Origin of the sequence: Rhizobium grahamii (assembly GCF_009498215.1) — a bacterium.
Classification (GTDB): Bacteria; Pseudomonadota; Alphaproteobacteria; order Rhizobiales; family Rhizobiaceae; genus Rhizobium; species Rhizobium grahamii_A.
Genome location: NZ_CP043498.1, coordinates 3,065,303 through 3,078,587, shown reverse-complemented (window position 1 = coordinate 3,078,587; position 13,285 = coordinate 3,065,303). Strand labels below are relative to the sequence as shown.

Sequence of the window (13,285 nt, the reverse complement as noted above, 5' to 3'; positions counted from 1 at the left end):
GTCAGATCGGCGGGATCGAGCCGAGCGGGATGAAGCCGCTGACGGTGGCATTGCCCTTGTTCACGACCAGATCGACGGAAACCTTGTCGCCGCCGCCCGCGAGGGCCTTCAAGAGCTTGGCTGCGGTATCGACGCTCTTTGCGATCTCCGGGAAGGTCGTCTTGATGCTATCGCGCCAGGGGCCGAGGCGCTCGATTTCCAGCTTGAACTGGCCTGAGAGATAGCCTTCCTCATCGAAGGAGAAGGGACCCGTGACGGTCATGGTCCTGCCATCGCCGATATCAGCCACGGCCTTGCGCAGTTCGCCGCTTGCCCCATAAAGACCCTTCTCGTCGCTGCCGTCGATCATTCCCGCCTTGCCGGCCAGCGTGATATCGGCGCTCGCGGTGAGCTGCGGGAAGACCTGCGGCCAGTCCTTGATCTTGGTGTTGGAGCCCATCACTGCGACCGCGCCATCAAGATCGGCGCCGTTCTGGCGAAGATGGATTTCGGTGTGGGTGGAATCGAAATTGACCGTCTGACCGGTGGTGGAGGATGTTGCAACAACCTTCAGACCGTCAATGACAGTCGAGGAGCGGTCGATGCCCTTCAGCTTGGTGACGAGGCTGGATTGCAGGTTCGCCCACTCCGCATTGATCGAAAGACCGTGTGCGGTCCGGATCTCCGCCGGAGAATCGAGCTCCCAGACAATATGGCCCGGAGCATAGACCTGAGCCGCCGAGCGAAGCTCGCCGAAGCTTGCCGAGACGCCGTTGACGTTGTCGTCGACATCGACCTTCGAGCAGAACAGGCCGATACGGAACGGGAAGCCGCGGAAATCGATGTCGGCGCATTCGCCGCTCACGCCGGCGCTGTCGTGCGGCGCGATGGCTCTCAGCACCGTGGTCTTCAATTGCGAGGCAGCATAGAACCAGCCGCCGGTATAAAGCGCGATGACCAAGATAATGCCGCCGCCAAGCAGCCAGAACTTCCTGCCGCTGCTAGATTGGCTTGACGCTGCCATGATGTTCTCCAATGGTGAATCGCAAAGAGAATTTCGGTCTGGCGTGCGATATGGACGAATTTTGGGTGTTTGGCTACGGATCCCTCATGTGGAATCCCGGCTTCGAGTTTGTAGAGCAGTCTCAGGCGCTTGTTCGTGGGTATCGTCGCTCGCTATGCGTCCGATCCTGGGTACACAGGGGAACGGAGCAGAATCCTGGGCTGGTGCTCGGGCTTGATCGCGGCGGGTCGTGTCGGGGAATGGCCTTTCGGGTCGCCTCTGACCTCTGGCACGAGGTGATAGAATACCTGCGGGAGCGTGAGCTCGTCACCAATGTCTATCTCGAGCGCAACCTGTCACTGCAGCTTGCCGGCGGGCGAAGCGTCAAAGGCGTGACCTACGTCGTCGATCGGAACCACACGCAATATGCGGGCGCGCTGGATGCAGTGGCAGCCGCGCAGATCGTGCATGAGGCGCACGGTAGATCAGGACCCAACGACGCCTATGTCTTCAACACCCTGGCGCATATGAAGGATATGGGTATCCGGGACCACTGGCTTGAACAAGTGGTTGACGAGGTGGAGCGGCTGCGGGCGGCCTGACGTCAGGCGCGGGCAGCGCTTTCCTTGCGAAGCTCTTCAAGCCGATGGGCTGCTGTCGGCGGCATCGGCAGATCTGGATTACGCTCAGCCGCATCGATCAGGAGTTCATCGCTGGCGCGCTCGGTAACGTCGATCAGATGCGCGAAGAAGGCATCGGGATCCATTCCCGGCTGGATGGCCGGCAAGATCCGCACCTTGTAATGGCCGGGATAGCGCATCGTACTACGGCGTGGCCAAAACAATCCGGGATGCATGGCGACGGGCACGACGGGTAGCTTAAGGTCACGATACATCCGTGCAATCCCGTACTTGTAGGCAGGTTCCGCGCCCGGCGGCCGGCGCGTGCCTTCGGGATAGATGATCAGCTGGCGGCCCGTCGCCAGCTCTTCCTTGGTGCGTCGCAGGGCCTCGACCATGACCTTGCCGCGTGCGCCGCGATTGATCGGGATCATCCGCTGCTTCTTGGCATACCAGCCAAACAGCGGGATCCACATCAGCTCGCGCTTCAGAATGTAGACTGGGTCGTCCAGCCAGGGCAGGAGCGCGTAGGTGTCCCAGAAAGACTGATGCTTGGGAGCCAGGATGTAGCCACCCGACGGCAGGTTTTCCATTCCTTCGATCTCGAAGGTGGTCCCGACGATCTTCTCCATCAGCCAATGGTTCGAGAGCGCCCAGTTCTTGGGGACCCGGTAAGCGAGCTTGCGCGGGGCCAGGAAGTAATAGGGCGAGAGCACGAGCATCCGGAGGATGAGATTGGCGTAGAAGATCGTGTTGAAAAGGACGGAACGCAGCGCGATCATGAAATTTCCCAAGGCAAGTGTCCGCAACGAGCGGCTGCGTCGTCGTACACGATATTGCGCGCCTAAAAAAGCGCCTGTTCAGCTTTGTCCGTCGGAGGCGGCCGAACGCAAGCCGGGATGGCGGCCAAGACCGGTCAGGTTCCGTGCACCGGCGAACAGCACTTTCAGGTACTCCGCCAGCATGACGCGCATGGCGTTGGGATCGGTAAACCAGGCGCTGGTCTTCAGGTCGGTGTTGACGACCGGATAGGGAATGAACTGCGTCTCGGGATCGACATAGGCGAGCTCCGAGAGGCTACGTGGCATGTGGTAGTTGTTGGTCACGACAAGCACGCTCTTGTAGCCCTGGCGTGAATCCAGTTTGTCGCTTCCTCGGCGTTGCCGATCGTGTCGAGCGCGTCGTAGCCGATGTCGACGCAGCAGGCGAAGAGTTCAGGCGTTGCCTGTGTCATCTTGCGGATTTGCTTGCTGGTCGTTGTCGGGTGGACGCCCGAGATCAGCAGGCGCTTGCCGGCGCCCTTCTGCAACAGTTCGACAGCCTGGTCGATCCGCTGATAGCCGCCTGTCAGCACCACGATCGCGTCGGCGCGGGGCTCCAGCGGCGGCTTCAGGGTGGTTACCGAATCGGCGAAATGCAGAAAGCCGCCGAAGATCAGGGCTATCGCCAGCACAAAGGCAAAGCCACCCCAGCGCAACATCCGCCGCACCGGCCCGCGCCGTGCAGGCTCGGAGCCGGAGCGGCTCAACTCCGATCTCGAACGACTCGTGTTGCGGGACATATGGCTCATGCTCATGAATCGAAAATTATACGCAGATTACGGCAGCGAACAGACGCTTTGATGGCAAAAAAGGCATGGCAACATCAATTGGTGAGACCGTCGGCCCTTGTGGGGTCCGAGCGCAAGGTGTCGATCTCATAAATCGTCCGCATGACCGTCAAGCGTGCGGTGAAGGTCGTCAGCAGGGCGATGACGATCATCGTGGCGAAGATGCCGGCATAGCCCAGGGCGCCGACGGAAAACGTACCAAAGAGCGCGGTTGCCTGGTCGGTCTGAGGTGTCGCGATCGTATGGCTCTGCAGGAAGCCGGCTGTTAGGAAGAAGAGAGCGGCAAGTGCGCTTCCGACCGCAGATCCCTTGAGGCTGATCTTCAGGAAGTGCTTCTGGAACTCGGTCGCGACGAAGGAACTTTCAGCACCGACGAAATGCAGGACTTCGACGATATGCCGATTGCCTGAAAGCGCGCCGCGCGTTGCAAACACCACCGTCAGCACCATGGCGGAAAATACCAGCAGCAGGATACCTGTGCCGATCATGACCGTGGTGTGAGCCATGGAGACGAGCCGGTCTACCCAGGTACGGTGATCGTCCAGTGTGGATTGCGGGATACTGTCTTTCAGCATAGCGCGCATTGCTTCGAAATCGGGCGGATTGTACTCGTCGATGGTGACGATCACGAGGCGCGGAACGGGCAGTTCCTTGATGTCGAGCCCGGCGCCGAGCCAGGGCTCCAGAAGGCGAGCCGTTGCCGCCTCATCGACGATTTGGGCGCTCTTCGTGCCAACGAAGGTCATCGCCGTGTCGCGCGCCTGATTGAGCGCTTTTTCCATATCGAGACCGTCGTCCGGCTTGATCTGGATCGTGATCTCGCGGGATATCTGGCTTTCCCAGCTGGCCGCGGTCGAGCGCACCATGCTGACGCCACCGAGCGTCAGGCAGGCGAGAAATGCCATGATGGCGATCACCACCATGAGCGCGTTGCCCTGGATATTGGCCGAGGGAAGGATCGGGGCCGTCGGCCTCACCTTCATTTCAGCGCGCTTCGGCGCCTTCTGCGCGGATTTGGGCGATTGCAGCGGAGCGGGCTCAGTCATGGATATCGAGATGCCCTTCCGAAAGAATCATGCGGCGGGCATCGACCTGATCCATCAGCGCCAGATCGTGAGTCGCGATCACGACAGCGGTACCGAGGCGGTTCAGTTCCAGGAACAGGTTGAGCAGCCTGCGGGCCATCGGCGGATCGACGTTGGCAGTCGGTTCGTCGGCCAGCAGGATCTCCGGCCTGTCGATCAGCGCGCGCGCAATGGCGGCGCGCTGTTTCTCACCACCCGAAAGCACCGGAGGAAGCACATTGATGCGCTCGCCGAGGCCTACCCACTTGAGCAGTTCAAGTACGTCGGTCTTGTAGCTGCTTTCCTCCTTGCCGCGCACCCGCAACGGCAGTGCCACGTTCTCGTAGGTGGTCAGGTGGTCGAGGAGGCGGAATTCCTGGAAGATGATCCCGACACGGCGGCGCAGCAGCGGCAGCTCAGGCCGGGGAATATCGGAAATGTCGCGGCCGAACATGCGGATCAAGCCGCGTGTCGGTTGGAGTGACAGGAAAAGCAGCCTGAGTAACGTCGTCTTGCCGGCGCCTGAGGGCCCGGTCAGGAATTGGAATGATTTCTTCGGAATGTCGAAGGTCAGATCCCGGAGAATCTCCGGTCCCATTCCGTAGCGCAAACCGACGTTCTCGAAGTGGATCAACGGGCAGCTCAGTCTTTTGTTGGTTTCACCGCAGGACTTGTTAACCAACTCCGTTAACAAGCGGTAAATTCAGCCGGAAAGACGCCCGTTTGATGGCGGTCTTTGCGAAGCATTAACCATTAAAATTTACGACTGAGCAGGATTCGTTTCAATGCCGGATTTCGTTGCCGGCGCGAAACCATGTGGACACCGGAAAGGCCGTCGTCATGACTTCCTCCTCGTTCAAACGCCAGATGCCTGGTCAGGCATACGACTATCTGCCGCCGGAGCCCGCCAAGCGCGAAATCCGTCCCAACCGGACCGACGATATCGCCGATGCCGAGTTCGTCGTTATCGAAAGAAGCCGGCCGGAAACAGTTCGCAGCCGTGCGTTCAATGACAACCGATCGCGGGTGGACGTCAAGCCGGCGCCGGTCGGTCTGGCGCGCTCCGTTGCTTCGTCCGGCGAGGCATGGCTGCAGCGCGCATCGACGCGCAGTTTCGCTGCGCTCGTCGTTGCTGTCTGCATACTGGTCTTCGGCCTCTCCGGCGGCTTTGCCGGCTTCTCCGGACCGGATGTCGTGAGCGACGGCGCGCCGCTGCATTTCAGCCACGTCACAACGACGCCGCGCGATGCCAACGGCATGCGCGTACTTGTCATCAATGGCATCGTCGACAACGTCAGCCGGGTCACCCAGGTCGTTCGGCCGATACGGGCGGATCTTCTGATCGGCGAACAGCTGACGGCAAGCGTCATCATCAATCCGCCTGGCGACGTGATCTACAGCGGCCAAAGTCGCGGTTTTTCCGCGAAAGTGCAGTACGCCGGTGGAAAAATGCCGGAAGTGCGCCTTTCCTTCGTGCCGTAAGGGGTGCCTCGAACCGTCGTTTGTGGTAACGGCTTGTGCTTCTATTCATGGAGCAAGCCTTAATGCCCGTCGTGCGCGGAAAAAACATCGAGCCTCTTTTCACTGCCGAGCAGATTGCCGAACGCAATCACGCCATCGCAAAGCAGATTGCGGCCGGCCCGACCAAGGATCTCCTGGTGATCGCGATCCTCAAGGGCTCCTTCATTTTTGCAGCCGATCTCATTCGAGCGCTGCATGACAGCGGTCTGGCGCCCGAGGTCGAATTCATCACGCTCTCCAGCTACGGCACCGGCACGGTTTCGCAGGGCGTTCGCATCGTCAAGGACATCGATAGCGATGTGAAGGACCGCGACGTTCTCTTGATCGACGATATTCTGGAATCCGGGCGCACGCTGCGTTTCGCCAAGGAACTGCTGTTTGAGCGCGGCGCCAGAAACGTAACTATCGCAGTGTTGCTCGACAAGAGCGTAAAACGCCGGGAAGAGCTGGAAGCGGATTATGTCGGCTTCGAATGCCCGGACTACTTTGTCGTCGGCTATGGCATGGACGTTGCCTACGCGTTCCGCGAGCTGCCATTCGTAGGCGTCGTCACCGGCGACGCCTGAGCCAGTTTCAAGACGGGTTGTTAACCATCGCGTCCATCGCTGGCCGCCGTTTACCGATCGCAAAGGAAAATCATGTGATTTCCGATGCAGGGCATGAAACGGAGCGATGCACACCATGGCAAAAATTCTGATTACGGAAGACGAGGATTCCCTGCGCTCTTTCGTAGCCCGCGCTTTGCGTCTCGATGGTCATGAGACCGCGGAGGCCGCTGACGGTGCGGAAGGACTGGAAAAGCTGAAGGACGGGGTCTACGACCTTCTTCTCTCGGATATTCGCATGCCCGTCATGGATGGCATAGAACTGGCCCACCAGGCGAAGTCCGCCTTTCCGGCGCTGAAGATCCTGCTGATGACCGGCTATGCCGAGCAGCGGGAACGCGCTGACGATCTGGCGGAGAAGATTGTCGACGTCGTTTCGAAGCCTTTTGCGCTGCCGGATATCCGCAAGGCAGTCGCCAGAGCACTTGCTGCCTGATTGACCGGGTGCCCGCAGTCGTGCGGGCAATCCTCCTCCGACTGGCTTCAGCCTAGTTCGGAACGAATTTTCCTTCGTAGCGCACGCGAAAATTCCGGCGGTGGAAATCCTGCTGGAAGCATACGAAGATCAGCTCGATATCGGCCGCGCTGTCGCGCTTGCTGAGGAGGCTGAGGGTAACGACCACGACGCCCGCATAGCCGCGCGTCAATTTGAAAGCTGCATTGCGGATCTCGTTCGAGGCAGCGTCCTGCCTGTCGTCGCGCCGTTCGTAGATCACCCAGAAACGACAGATATCCCAGGTCGCCCGCAGAATTTCGGTGACTTCCGCCTGAAATTGTTCGGCGTGCATGCCGGGCGCCCAGGACAGGGTCTGCTCGCCCTCGTCGGCGATGACGTTCACATATCCGTCGAAATCGCCTGCCGGGTCGGAGAGCGCGCTTTCGATCATTTCGAAAGCGGCATTTTCACCGATTGCTGTCTTGAAGAGAATCGCCATCGAATCGCTGTTATCACCTATCTAGCGATGCGACATTACGAATCTTCGCGCGCCTGGGAATAGTCTCATAGTCGTGAACGAGAGCGCAGGCTGCGAGTTTCTGCGCTCGAAGGGCAAGTTTCGCCTACTGAATGTCAAGCAGACGCTCCAGATAGTGCCGTTCCATCTCCTGCGATGGATTGTTTCCAAGCTTTTCGCGGATGGCATCCAGAATTTCGCGGGCGCGCTGGACGTCGATCTCATCAGGAACCTTGACCTGATCGCCGAAGTCAGGGCCATCGGCGCGACGCGGACGCCCGAGCGGGTCACGGCCGTTCTGGTTGCCTTGGCCCACCTGTCCCTGCGGCCCCTGGCCTTGGCCCTGCTGGGCCTGCATCATCTGGTTCATCATATCGCGGGCACCCTGGCGAAGGGCTTCCAGCGCGCGTCCCTGGCCCTGTATCGCAGGCTCGCCGTGGCCCTGGCCGAGCTCGCGACCGGCGCCTTCCATCTCGCGCTGCGCCTGGCCGAAACCGGAGCCAGGCTTGATGCCCATGTCGCCAAGGCCCTTCTGAAGCTCTCCGAGCTGCTTGCCGAGTTGGTCCTGGCGCGACCGAAGCTGCTTCAGCGCCTCGCGCAGCTGGTCGGCGGTCATCTGATCAGAAGGAGACTGGCCCTGCTGGTTCTGCTGACCTTGCTGATCCTGCTGGCCCTGTTGCTGCTGATCGCCCTGCTGCGGGTCTTGCGGCAGACCGTCATTGTCCATCGGCATGTCGTCAAGCAGCGGGTCGTTCATGCCCATATTCGGGTCGCCGCGCTGCATGCGGTCCTTCAACTGCTGGTCCAGCTTGAAGGTCTCTTCCATCAGCTTCTGTTGGTCGCGAAGGATCTGGCCGAGCTTGTCCATCTGCTGACGCATCTGGCTGTTGTCTCGTCCCTGTTGCTGCCCCTGCTGAGGGCGTCCAGCCTGCATGTTGTTCATCATGCGCTGCAGTTCGGACAGCATCTGCTGGGCGGCGTCGCGGTTGCCCGAGCGTGCGAGGTTCTCGATCTGGTCCATCATCCGCTCAAGGTCCTGCTGGCGAATGATGTTCTGCGTATTCTGGTTCGGCTGCGTCGGCGCATTCTGCATCCGCTGCGCCAGTTCCTTCATGTAGTCCTGCATGGCCTTGCGCAGCTCGTCCATGAGCTTCTTGATCTCGGCGTCAGGTGCATTTCGCTGCAGGGCGTCGGCCAGGTTCTGCTGCGCATTCCTGAGGTTGCGCTCCGCCTGCGAGAGATTGCCGTCCTCGATGCCGACGGCGATGTCCCAGAGGTAATCCGCCGTGTCCTTCAGCGCTTCCTCACCCTTGGCGAGCTTCATGCGGGCAAGCGCCGATTCCAGCAGGAGATAGTTGGTAAGGTTGGGGATCGTTTCTTCCGGGCGGATCGTCAGCGCTTCGTTCAGCGCGATAGCTTCCGGCATCTTGCGTGTATCGAGGGCAAAGACCTGCCGTTCCTCGGCGACTGCGCCCGCGAGCGGCTCGTTGAAGGGGCGTGCCGGCAGCGTCATCTCGTGTGGCGGGCTGCGTCCCGTCTGCCCGGCCGCATCCTTCGCGACGAGCGTGATGCGGACGCGTTTGCCAGCCAGCGGATGCTCGGTCAGGTTCTTGCTCGCAAGGCCTTTGGCGTCGCGGGCGTTGCGGCGCGGTATGTCGAGCTTGTATTCCGGCAGAGGATAGAGCGGTGTTGCGGCTGGGTCGGATTCGACCGGCAGGATCTCCGCATAGGCTTCCTGAACGCCGTAGTCGTCCTTGACCGTGAAGCCGATCTCGAGCGCGCCGTTGACGGTGGATTTCGGCAAGCCGTTGAAAGCAATTTCCGGCGCCTTGTCAGGAATGACGTCGAACGCCCAGCGGCGACCATTTACTTCCAGGGTGCCGTTTTCCTCGAGCTTCATGATGTGCGTGCTTGCGGTTACGGCAGCAGCCGGAGTTGCAGGCAGCGTTGCGGCGGGTGCCGGTGCCTTCGGGTTCTCCTCGGCAGCGATTTCCATGCGCTTTCCGTCGGCGCGGCTGAAGGCGACCTTCTCATCCGTCTTTGCACCGCTGACGCGGACCGTCAGGCTTGACAGTTCCGGAACGCGGATCGGCGCCTGCTCGGTTCCTGCTGCGCTCAGATAGACTGGAGCCCGTCCTGTGTAGGAGGGAGGCGTTACCCAAGCATCGATGCGCACGGCCGGATCGCTCGTCTCGGCGGCCGGTCGCGGCTGCAGGGCGTCGACGATCGATCCGCCGCTGCTGGACAGCGAATAGCCAAAGGCGACGACAAGCAGAAGTGCAGGGACAGCGCGCAGAGCCCAACGGTCGTGCGCGGCAATGTCGGGGCGCGGAAATCCGGCGTCGAGGGCGGCAATCTTTTCCGCCATACGGGTCTGGTGCTCGCGCCACAAGGCACGCGCAACCGGCGTATCGAATGCAGGCTCGTCCTCCTGCACCGCTACCGGCTGATGCGGCAGGCCATTGCGTTCTTCGAGCAGCCGGTCGGCGGAGGCGACACTGGGCCAACGCAGCCGACGGAACGGATAAAGGGAGGCGAGCAGCGCCAAGCCAAAGGCGGCAAGAAGTGCTAACCGCAACCAGTCAGGCGCCGTGCGGAAAATACCGAACCAGGATACCGTCAGGTAGAGTGCGGCGACACACAGCAGGGGCAGAAGCAGGGGCAGGATCTGCTCTGAAAGCAGGACGGCACGCGCCAGAAAACGCTTCGCCGCCACCAACCGCGCCAAGGACGGCCTCAGGGCAAATGCACCATGTTTCTCCCTGCTGGAGCTCTTGTTCAATCGGGTCTCCGCGAGCTGGCGTTCGAAGGCAGAGTGCACTTACAGCGATTGCCGGGGCAATTCGCGCTCGGTCAAAGATAACATTCTTTGTGGCGAAGGCGAGGGCAAGGGCCCGTCAATGCCGGTTTTTCACGGTTCTTCGCCAAAAAGTGATGCCGCCGCCCGCCGCCCGTCAGTCTAGCCAGGCGGGGACAGAATCCAGACCGATCAGCTCTTCATAGGTGCGGCGCGGGCGAATCACGTGGAAATCGCTCCCCTTGACCAGCACCTCAGGGACGAGAAGGCGGCTGTTGTAGGTGCCGGCCTGCACAGCGCCATAGGCGCCGGCGGAGCTGACGGCGATCAGGTCGCCTGATTTCGGCATGGCCATCTCGCGGTCGAGTGCAAGGTAATCGCCGGTCTCGCAGACCGGACCGACGACGTCGGCCTTGATACGTGGCGCGTTTGCGGCCGAGATCACCACAGGGCGGATCTCGTGATAGGCTTCGTAGAGCGTCGGGCGGATCAGGTCGTTCATGGCGCCGTCGACGATGACGAAGGTCTTCTCACCGCCATCCTTCACGTACAGCACTTCCGTCACCAGGATGCCGGCGTTGCCGACGATCAGGCGGCCGGGCTCCATGACGATCTTGCAGTTCAGCTCGCGCAGCTGGTTCTTGACGATCGCGGCGTAAGCGTCGGGCAGTGGCGGCGGGTTGTTGTCGTCCTTGTAGGGAATGCCGAGGCCGCCGCCGATATCGACGTGGTGGATATCGTGGCCGTCGGCGCGCAGCGTGCTGACCAGTTCGCGCAAGAGCTTGAATGCGTCGTCGAAGGGCTGCAGCTCGGTGATCTGGCTGCCGATATGCATATCGATGCCGGTGGCCTCGATGCCTTCGAGGGTCGCTGCGCGCGCATAGACGGCGCGAGCACGCTCCCAGGAGATGCCGAACTTGTTTTCCTTCTTGCCGGTCGAGATCTTGGCGTGCGTGCGGGCGTCGACATCGGGATTGATGCGGAAGGAGACGGGTGCCTTCTTGCCGGCCTTGATGGCGCGCTGATTGAGGATCTCGAGCTCGGGCTCGGATTCGACGTTGAAGCAGTAAATGCCGGCTTCGAGTGCGAAGTCCATCTCCTGTGGCGTCTTGCCGACGCCTGAAAACATGATGCGATTGGCCGGTATGCCGGCCGCCAGCGCGCGGCGCAGTTCGCCACCGGAGACGACGTCGATGCCGGCGCCGAGATTGCCGAGCGTCTTCAGGACGGCCTGGTTGGAGTTGGCCTTCATGGCGTAGCAGACCATGGAGTCTATATCACTAAAGGCCCCAGCGAAGACCTTGTAGTGGCGCTCAAGCGTCGCCGTGGAATAGACGTAGAACGGCGTGCCGACCGCCTTGGCAATTTCAGGAACGGGAACGTTTTCGGCGTACAGAATGCCGTCGCGATACTCGAAGTGATTCACGTCAGTAGCCTCTTAGAGAAGCGGATCGAGAAGGAAGGGCTTGTCGACGGTGCCGGGCTGTTTCGTCGGCTTGGAGGAGTCGCCACCCTTCGTTGCCTGCGCGCTCGGCGGATCGAGGTCGCCCTTACGCCCGCATCCTGCGACGGCAAGGCCGATCACGGCGAAAACAACCGTCAGGCGGACGATCTGCGGCAAGCTCTTCTGCATGGAATTCCTCTTGGGAAGCGGCACGGGTGGACACCTTCATAGCGAAGTTTATCCACCTTGTGCACCCTGATTGTTGAGGTCAGTTGCGAGCGCGCCAGTAGGCAATCTGCTTGCGCACTTCCGAAGGCGCGGTGCCGCCGAAGCTCTTGCGGCTGGCAACCGATGCCTCGACCGTCAGGACGTCGTAGACCTTGTCTGATATCGCGGCGTTGATTGCCTGCAGATCGGCAAGCGGCAGTTCAGCGAGATCGCAACCCTTGCTTTCGGCCAGCGCCACGGCGCGGCCGGTCACATGGTGGGCATCGCGGAAGGGAAGGCCTGCTTCACGCACGAGCCAGTCGGCCAAGTCGGTCGCCGTCGAATAGCCGGAACCGGCTGCAGCCTTCATGCGGGCGGTGTTGATCGTCAGGTCGCGGACCATGCCCGTCATCGCGGCGATGGCGAGCTCCAGGCTTTCGGCGGCGTCGAAGACCTGTTCCTTGTCTTCCTGCATATCCTTGGAATAGGCGAGCGGCAGGCCCTTCATGATCGTCAGCAGTGCGATCAGCGAGCCGTTGATGCGGCCGGTCTTGGCGCGCACCAGCTCGGCGGCATCCGGGTTCTTCTTCTGCGGCATGATCGAGGAGCCGGTCGAGAAGGCATCCGACAGGCGCACGAAGCCGAACTGCGGCGTCGACCAGATGACGATCTCTTCGGCGAGACGCGACAGGTGCATCGAGCAGATCGCGGCCAGCGCCAGGAACTCGATCGCAAAATCGCGATCCGAGACGGTATCGATCGAATTGCGGGTCGGCTCGCGGAAACCGAGGGCCTTGGCCGTCATGTGGCGATCGATCGGGTAGCCGGTGCCGGCAAGTGCTGCCGAACCGATCGGGCTTTCATCCAGATGCTCGATGGCGTGGCGCACGCGCGAGCGGTCTCGGCCGAACATCTCGACATAGGCCATGCAGTGATGACCGAAGGTCACAGGCTGCGCGGTCTGCAGGTGCGTAAAGCCCGGCATGACGGTCTCGGCATGCTCTTCTGCACGGTCGAGGAAGGCGGCGATCAGATCCGTCAGCATCCGCTCCGTCTTCTGCAACTCTTCCTTGACCCAGAGGCGGAAATCGAGCGCCACCTGGTCGTTGCGCGAGCGGGCGGTGTGCAGGCGACCTGCGGCGGGACCGATCAACGTCGCAAGTCGGGCCTCGACATTCATGTGAATGTCTTCGAGCTTGCGGGAGAATTCGAAATTGCCGCTCTCGATCTCTGACAGGATCGTGTTTAGCCCTTGAACGATCTTGTCTTTATCCTCGGCCGAAATGATGCCCTGGTGGGCAAGCATGGTGGCATGGGCGATCGAGCCGCGGATGTCCTGGGCAAACAGCTTCTTGTCGAAACCGATCGAGGCATTTATCTCCTCCATGATCGCATCGGGACCGGAAGCGAAGCGGCCGCCCCACATCTGGTTGGAGGATTTGGTGTCCGTGCTGTCGGCCATGAAGATGCCTGCCTTGAAGAA

General features: G+C 61.2%; 13 protein-coding genes and 1 pseudogene. 4 read left to right on the top strand and 10 right to left on the bottom strand.

Going from position 1 to position 13,285, the window contains the following annotated elements:
• Position 1: 1 nt before the first annotated feature.
• Entirely contained in the window at positions 2–1,003 is a 1,002-nt protein-coding gene (locus FZ934_RS14845) for a DUF2125 domain-containing protein (protein ID WP_153271694.1), read from the bottom strand.
• Positions 1,004–1,014: 11 nt separating this feature from the next.
• Here FZ934_RS14845 and FZ934_RS14840 point away from each other — a divergent pair, with 11 nt between their 5' ends.
• Positions 1,015–1,584, top strand: a complete 570-nt coding sequence (locus FZ934_RS14840; RefSeq protein ID WP_153271693.1) for a gamma-glutamylcyclotransferase — start codon at positions 1,015–1,017, stop codon at positions 1,582–1,584.
• Positions 1,585–1,586: 2 nt separating this feature from the next.
• Here the strand turns inward: FZ934_RS14840 and FZ934_RS14835 are convergent, their stop codons facing one another.
• The 4 genes and pseudogenes from FZ934_RS14835 to ftsE form a co-directional block, all read right to left on the bottom strand.
• The gene (locus tag FZ934_RS14835) at positions 1,587–2,384 is read right to left on the bottom strand and encodes a lysophospholipid acyltransferase family protein (protein ID WP_153271692.1); all 798 of its coding nucleotides are present in this window, start codon (positions 2,382–2,384) and stop codon (positions 1,587–1,589) included.
• A gap of 78 nt (positions 2,385–2,462) precedes the next feature.
• Positions 2,463–3,172, bottom strand: a pseudogene (locus FZ934_RS14830) (YdcF family protein).
• Between the two features lie 74 nt (positions 3,173–3,246).
• Positions 3,247–4,257 carry a cell division protein FtsX gene (locus FZ934_RS14825; RefSeq protein WP_153271691.1) on the bottom strand — a complete coding sequence of 337 codons (1,011 nt, stop codon included), beginning with the start codon at positions 4,255–4,257 and terminating at the stop codon, positions 3,247–3,249.
• The gene (gene ftsE, locus FZ934_RS14820) at positions 4,250–4,909 is read right to left on the bottom strand and encodes a cell division ATP-binding protein FtsE (protein WP_113361972.1); all 660 of its coding nucleotides are present in this window, start codon (positions 4,907–4,909) and stop codon (positions 4,250–4,252) included. Before ftsE ends, FZ934_RS14825 begins: the two co-directional genes overlap by 8 nt.
• Positions 4,910–5,115: 206 nt before the next feature.
• On the opposite strand from ftsE, the gene FZ934_RS14815 reads away from it, so the two are divergent.
• From FZ934_RS14815 to FZ934_RS14805, 3 genes are all read left to right on the top strand, one after another.
• On the top strand, positions 5,116–5,757 hold the full coding sequence (locus FZ934_RS14815) for a hypothetical protein (protein ID WP_153271690.1): 642 nt from the start codon (positions 5,116–5,118) through the stop codon (positions 5,755–5,757).
• 62 nt (positions 5,758–5,819) lie between these two features.
• Positions 5,820–6,362: a hypoxanthine phosphoribosyltransferase gene (hpt, locus tag FZ934_RS14810; RefSeq protein WP_113361971.1), complete on the top strand. Its 543-nt coding sequence runs from the start codon at positions 5,820–5,822 to the stop codon at positions 6,360–6,362.
• Positions 6,363–6,477: 115 nt separating this feature from the next.
• A complete protein-coding gene (locus FZ934_RS14805; protein ID WP_113362025.1) occupies positions 6,478–6,837 on the top strand; it encodes a response regulator in 360 nt (119 codons plus the stop codon).
• Positions 6,838–6,889: 52 nt separating this feature from the next.
• Here FZ934_RS14805 and FZ934_RS14800 read toward each other — a convergent pair whose 3' ends face one another.
• The 5 genes from FZ934_RS14800 to argH all read right to left on the bottom strand — a co-directional run bounded on the left by FZ934_RS14800 (position 6,890) and on the right by argH (position 13,264).
• Positions 6,890–7,336: a hypothetical protein gene (locus FZ934_RS14800; RefSeq protein ID WP_153271689.1), complete on the bottom strand. Its 447-nt coding sequence runs from the start codon at positions 7,334–7,336 to the stop codon at positions 6,890–6,892.
• Positions 7,337–7,460: 124 nt separating this feature from the next.
• Positions 7,461–10,136, bottom strand: a complete 2,676-nt coding sequence (locus tag FZ934_RS14795; RefSeq protein WP_153271688.1) for a TIGR02302 family protein — start codon at positions 10,134–10,136, stop codon at positions 7,461–7,463.
• Positions 10,137–10,308: 172 nt separating this feature from the next.
• Positions 10,309–11,577, bottom strand: a complete 1,269-nt coding sequence (gene lysA / locus FZ934_RS14790) for a diaminopimelate decarboxylase (protein WP_153271687.1) — start codon at positions 11,575–11,577, stop codon at positions 10,309–10,311.
• A 12-nt stretch (positions 11,578–11,589) separates the two neighbouring features.
• Complete coding sequence (gene lptM / locus FZ934_RS14785) at positions 11,590–11,784, bottom strand: LPS translocon maturation chaperone LptM (RefSeq protein WP_056810249.1); 195 nt, start codon at positions 11,782–11,784, stop codon at positions 11,590–11,592.
• Positions 11,785–11,863: 79 nt separating this feature from the next.
• On the bottom strand, positions 11,864–13,264 hold the full coding sequence (gene argH / locus FZ934_RS14780; protein ID WP_153271686.1) for an argininosuccinate lyase: 1,401 nt from the start codon (positions 13,262–13,264) through the stop codon (positions 11,864–11,866).
• Positions 13,265–13,285: the final 21 nt, after the last annotated feature.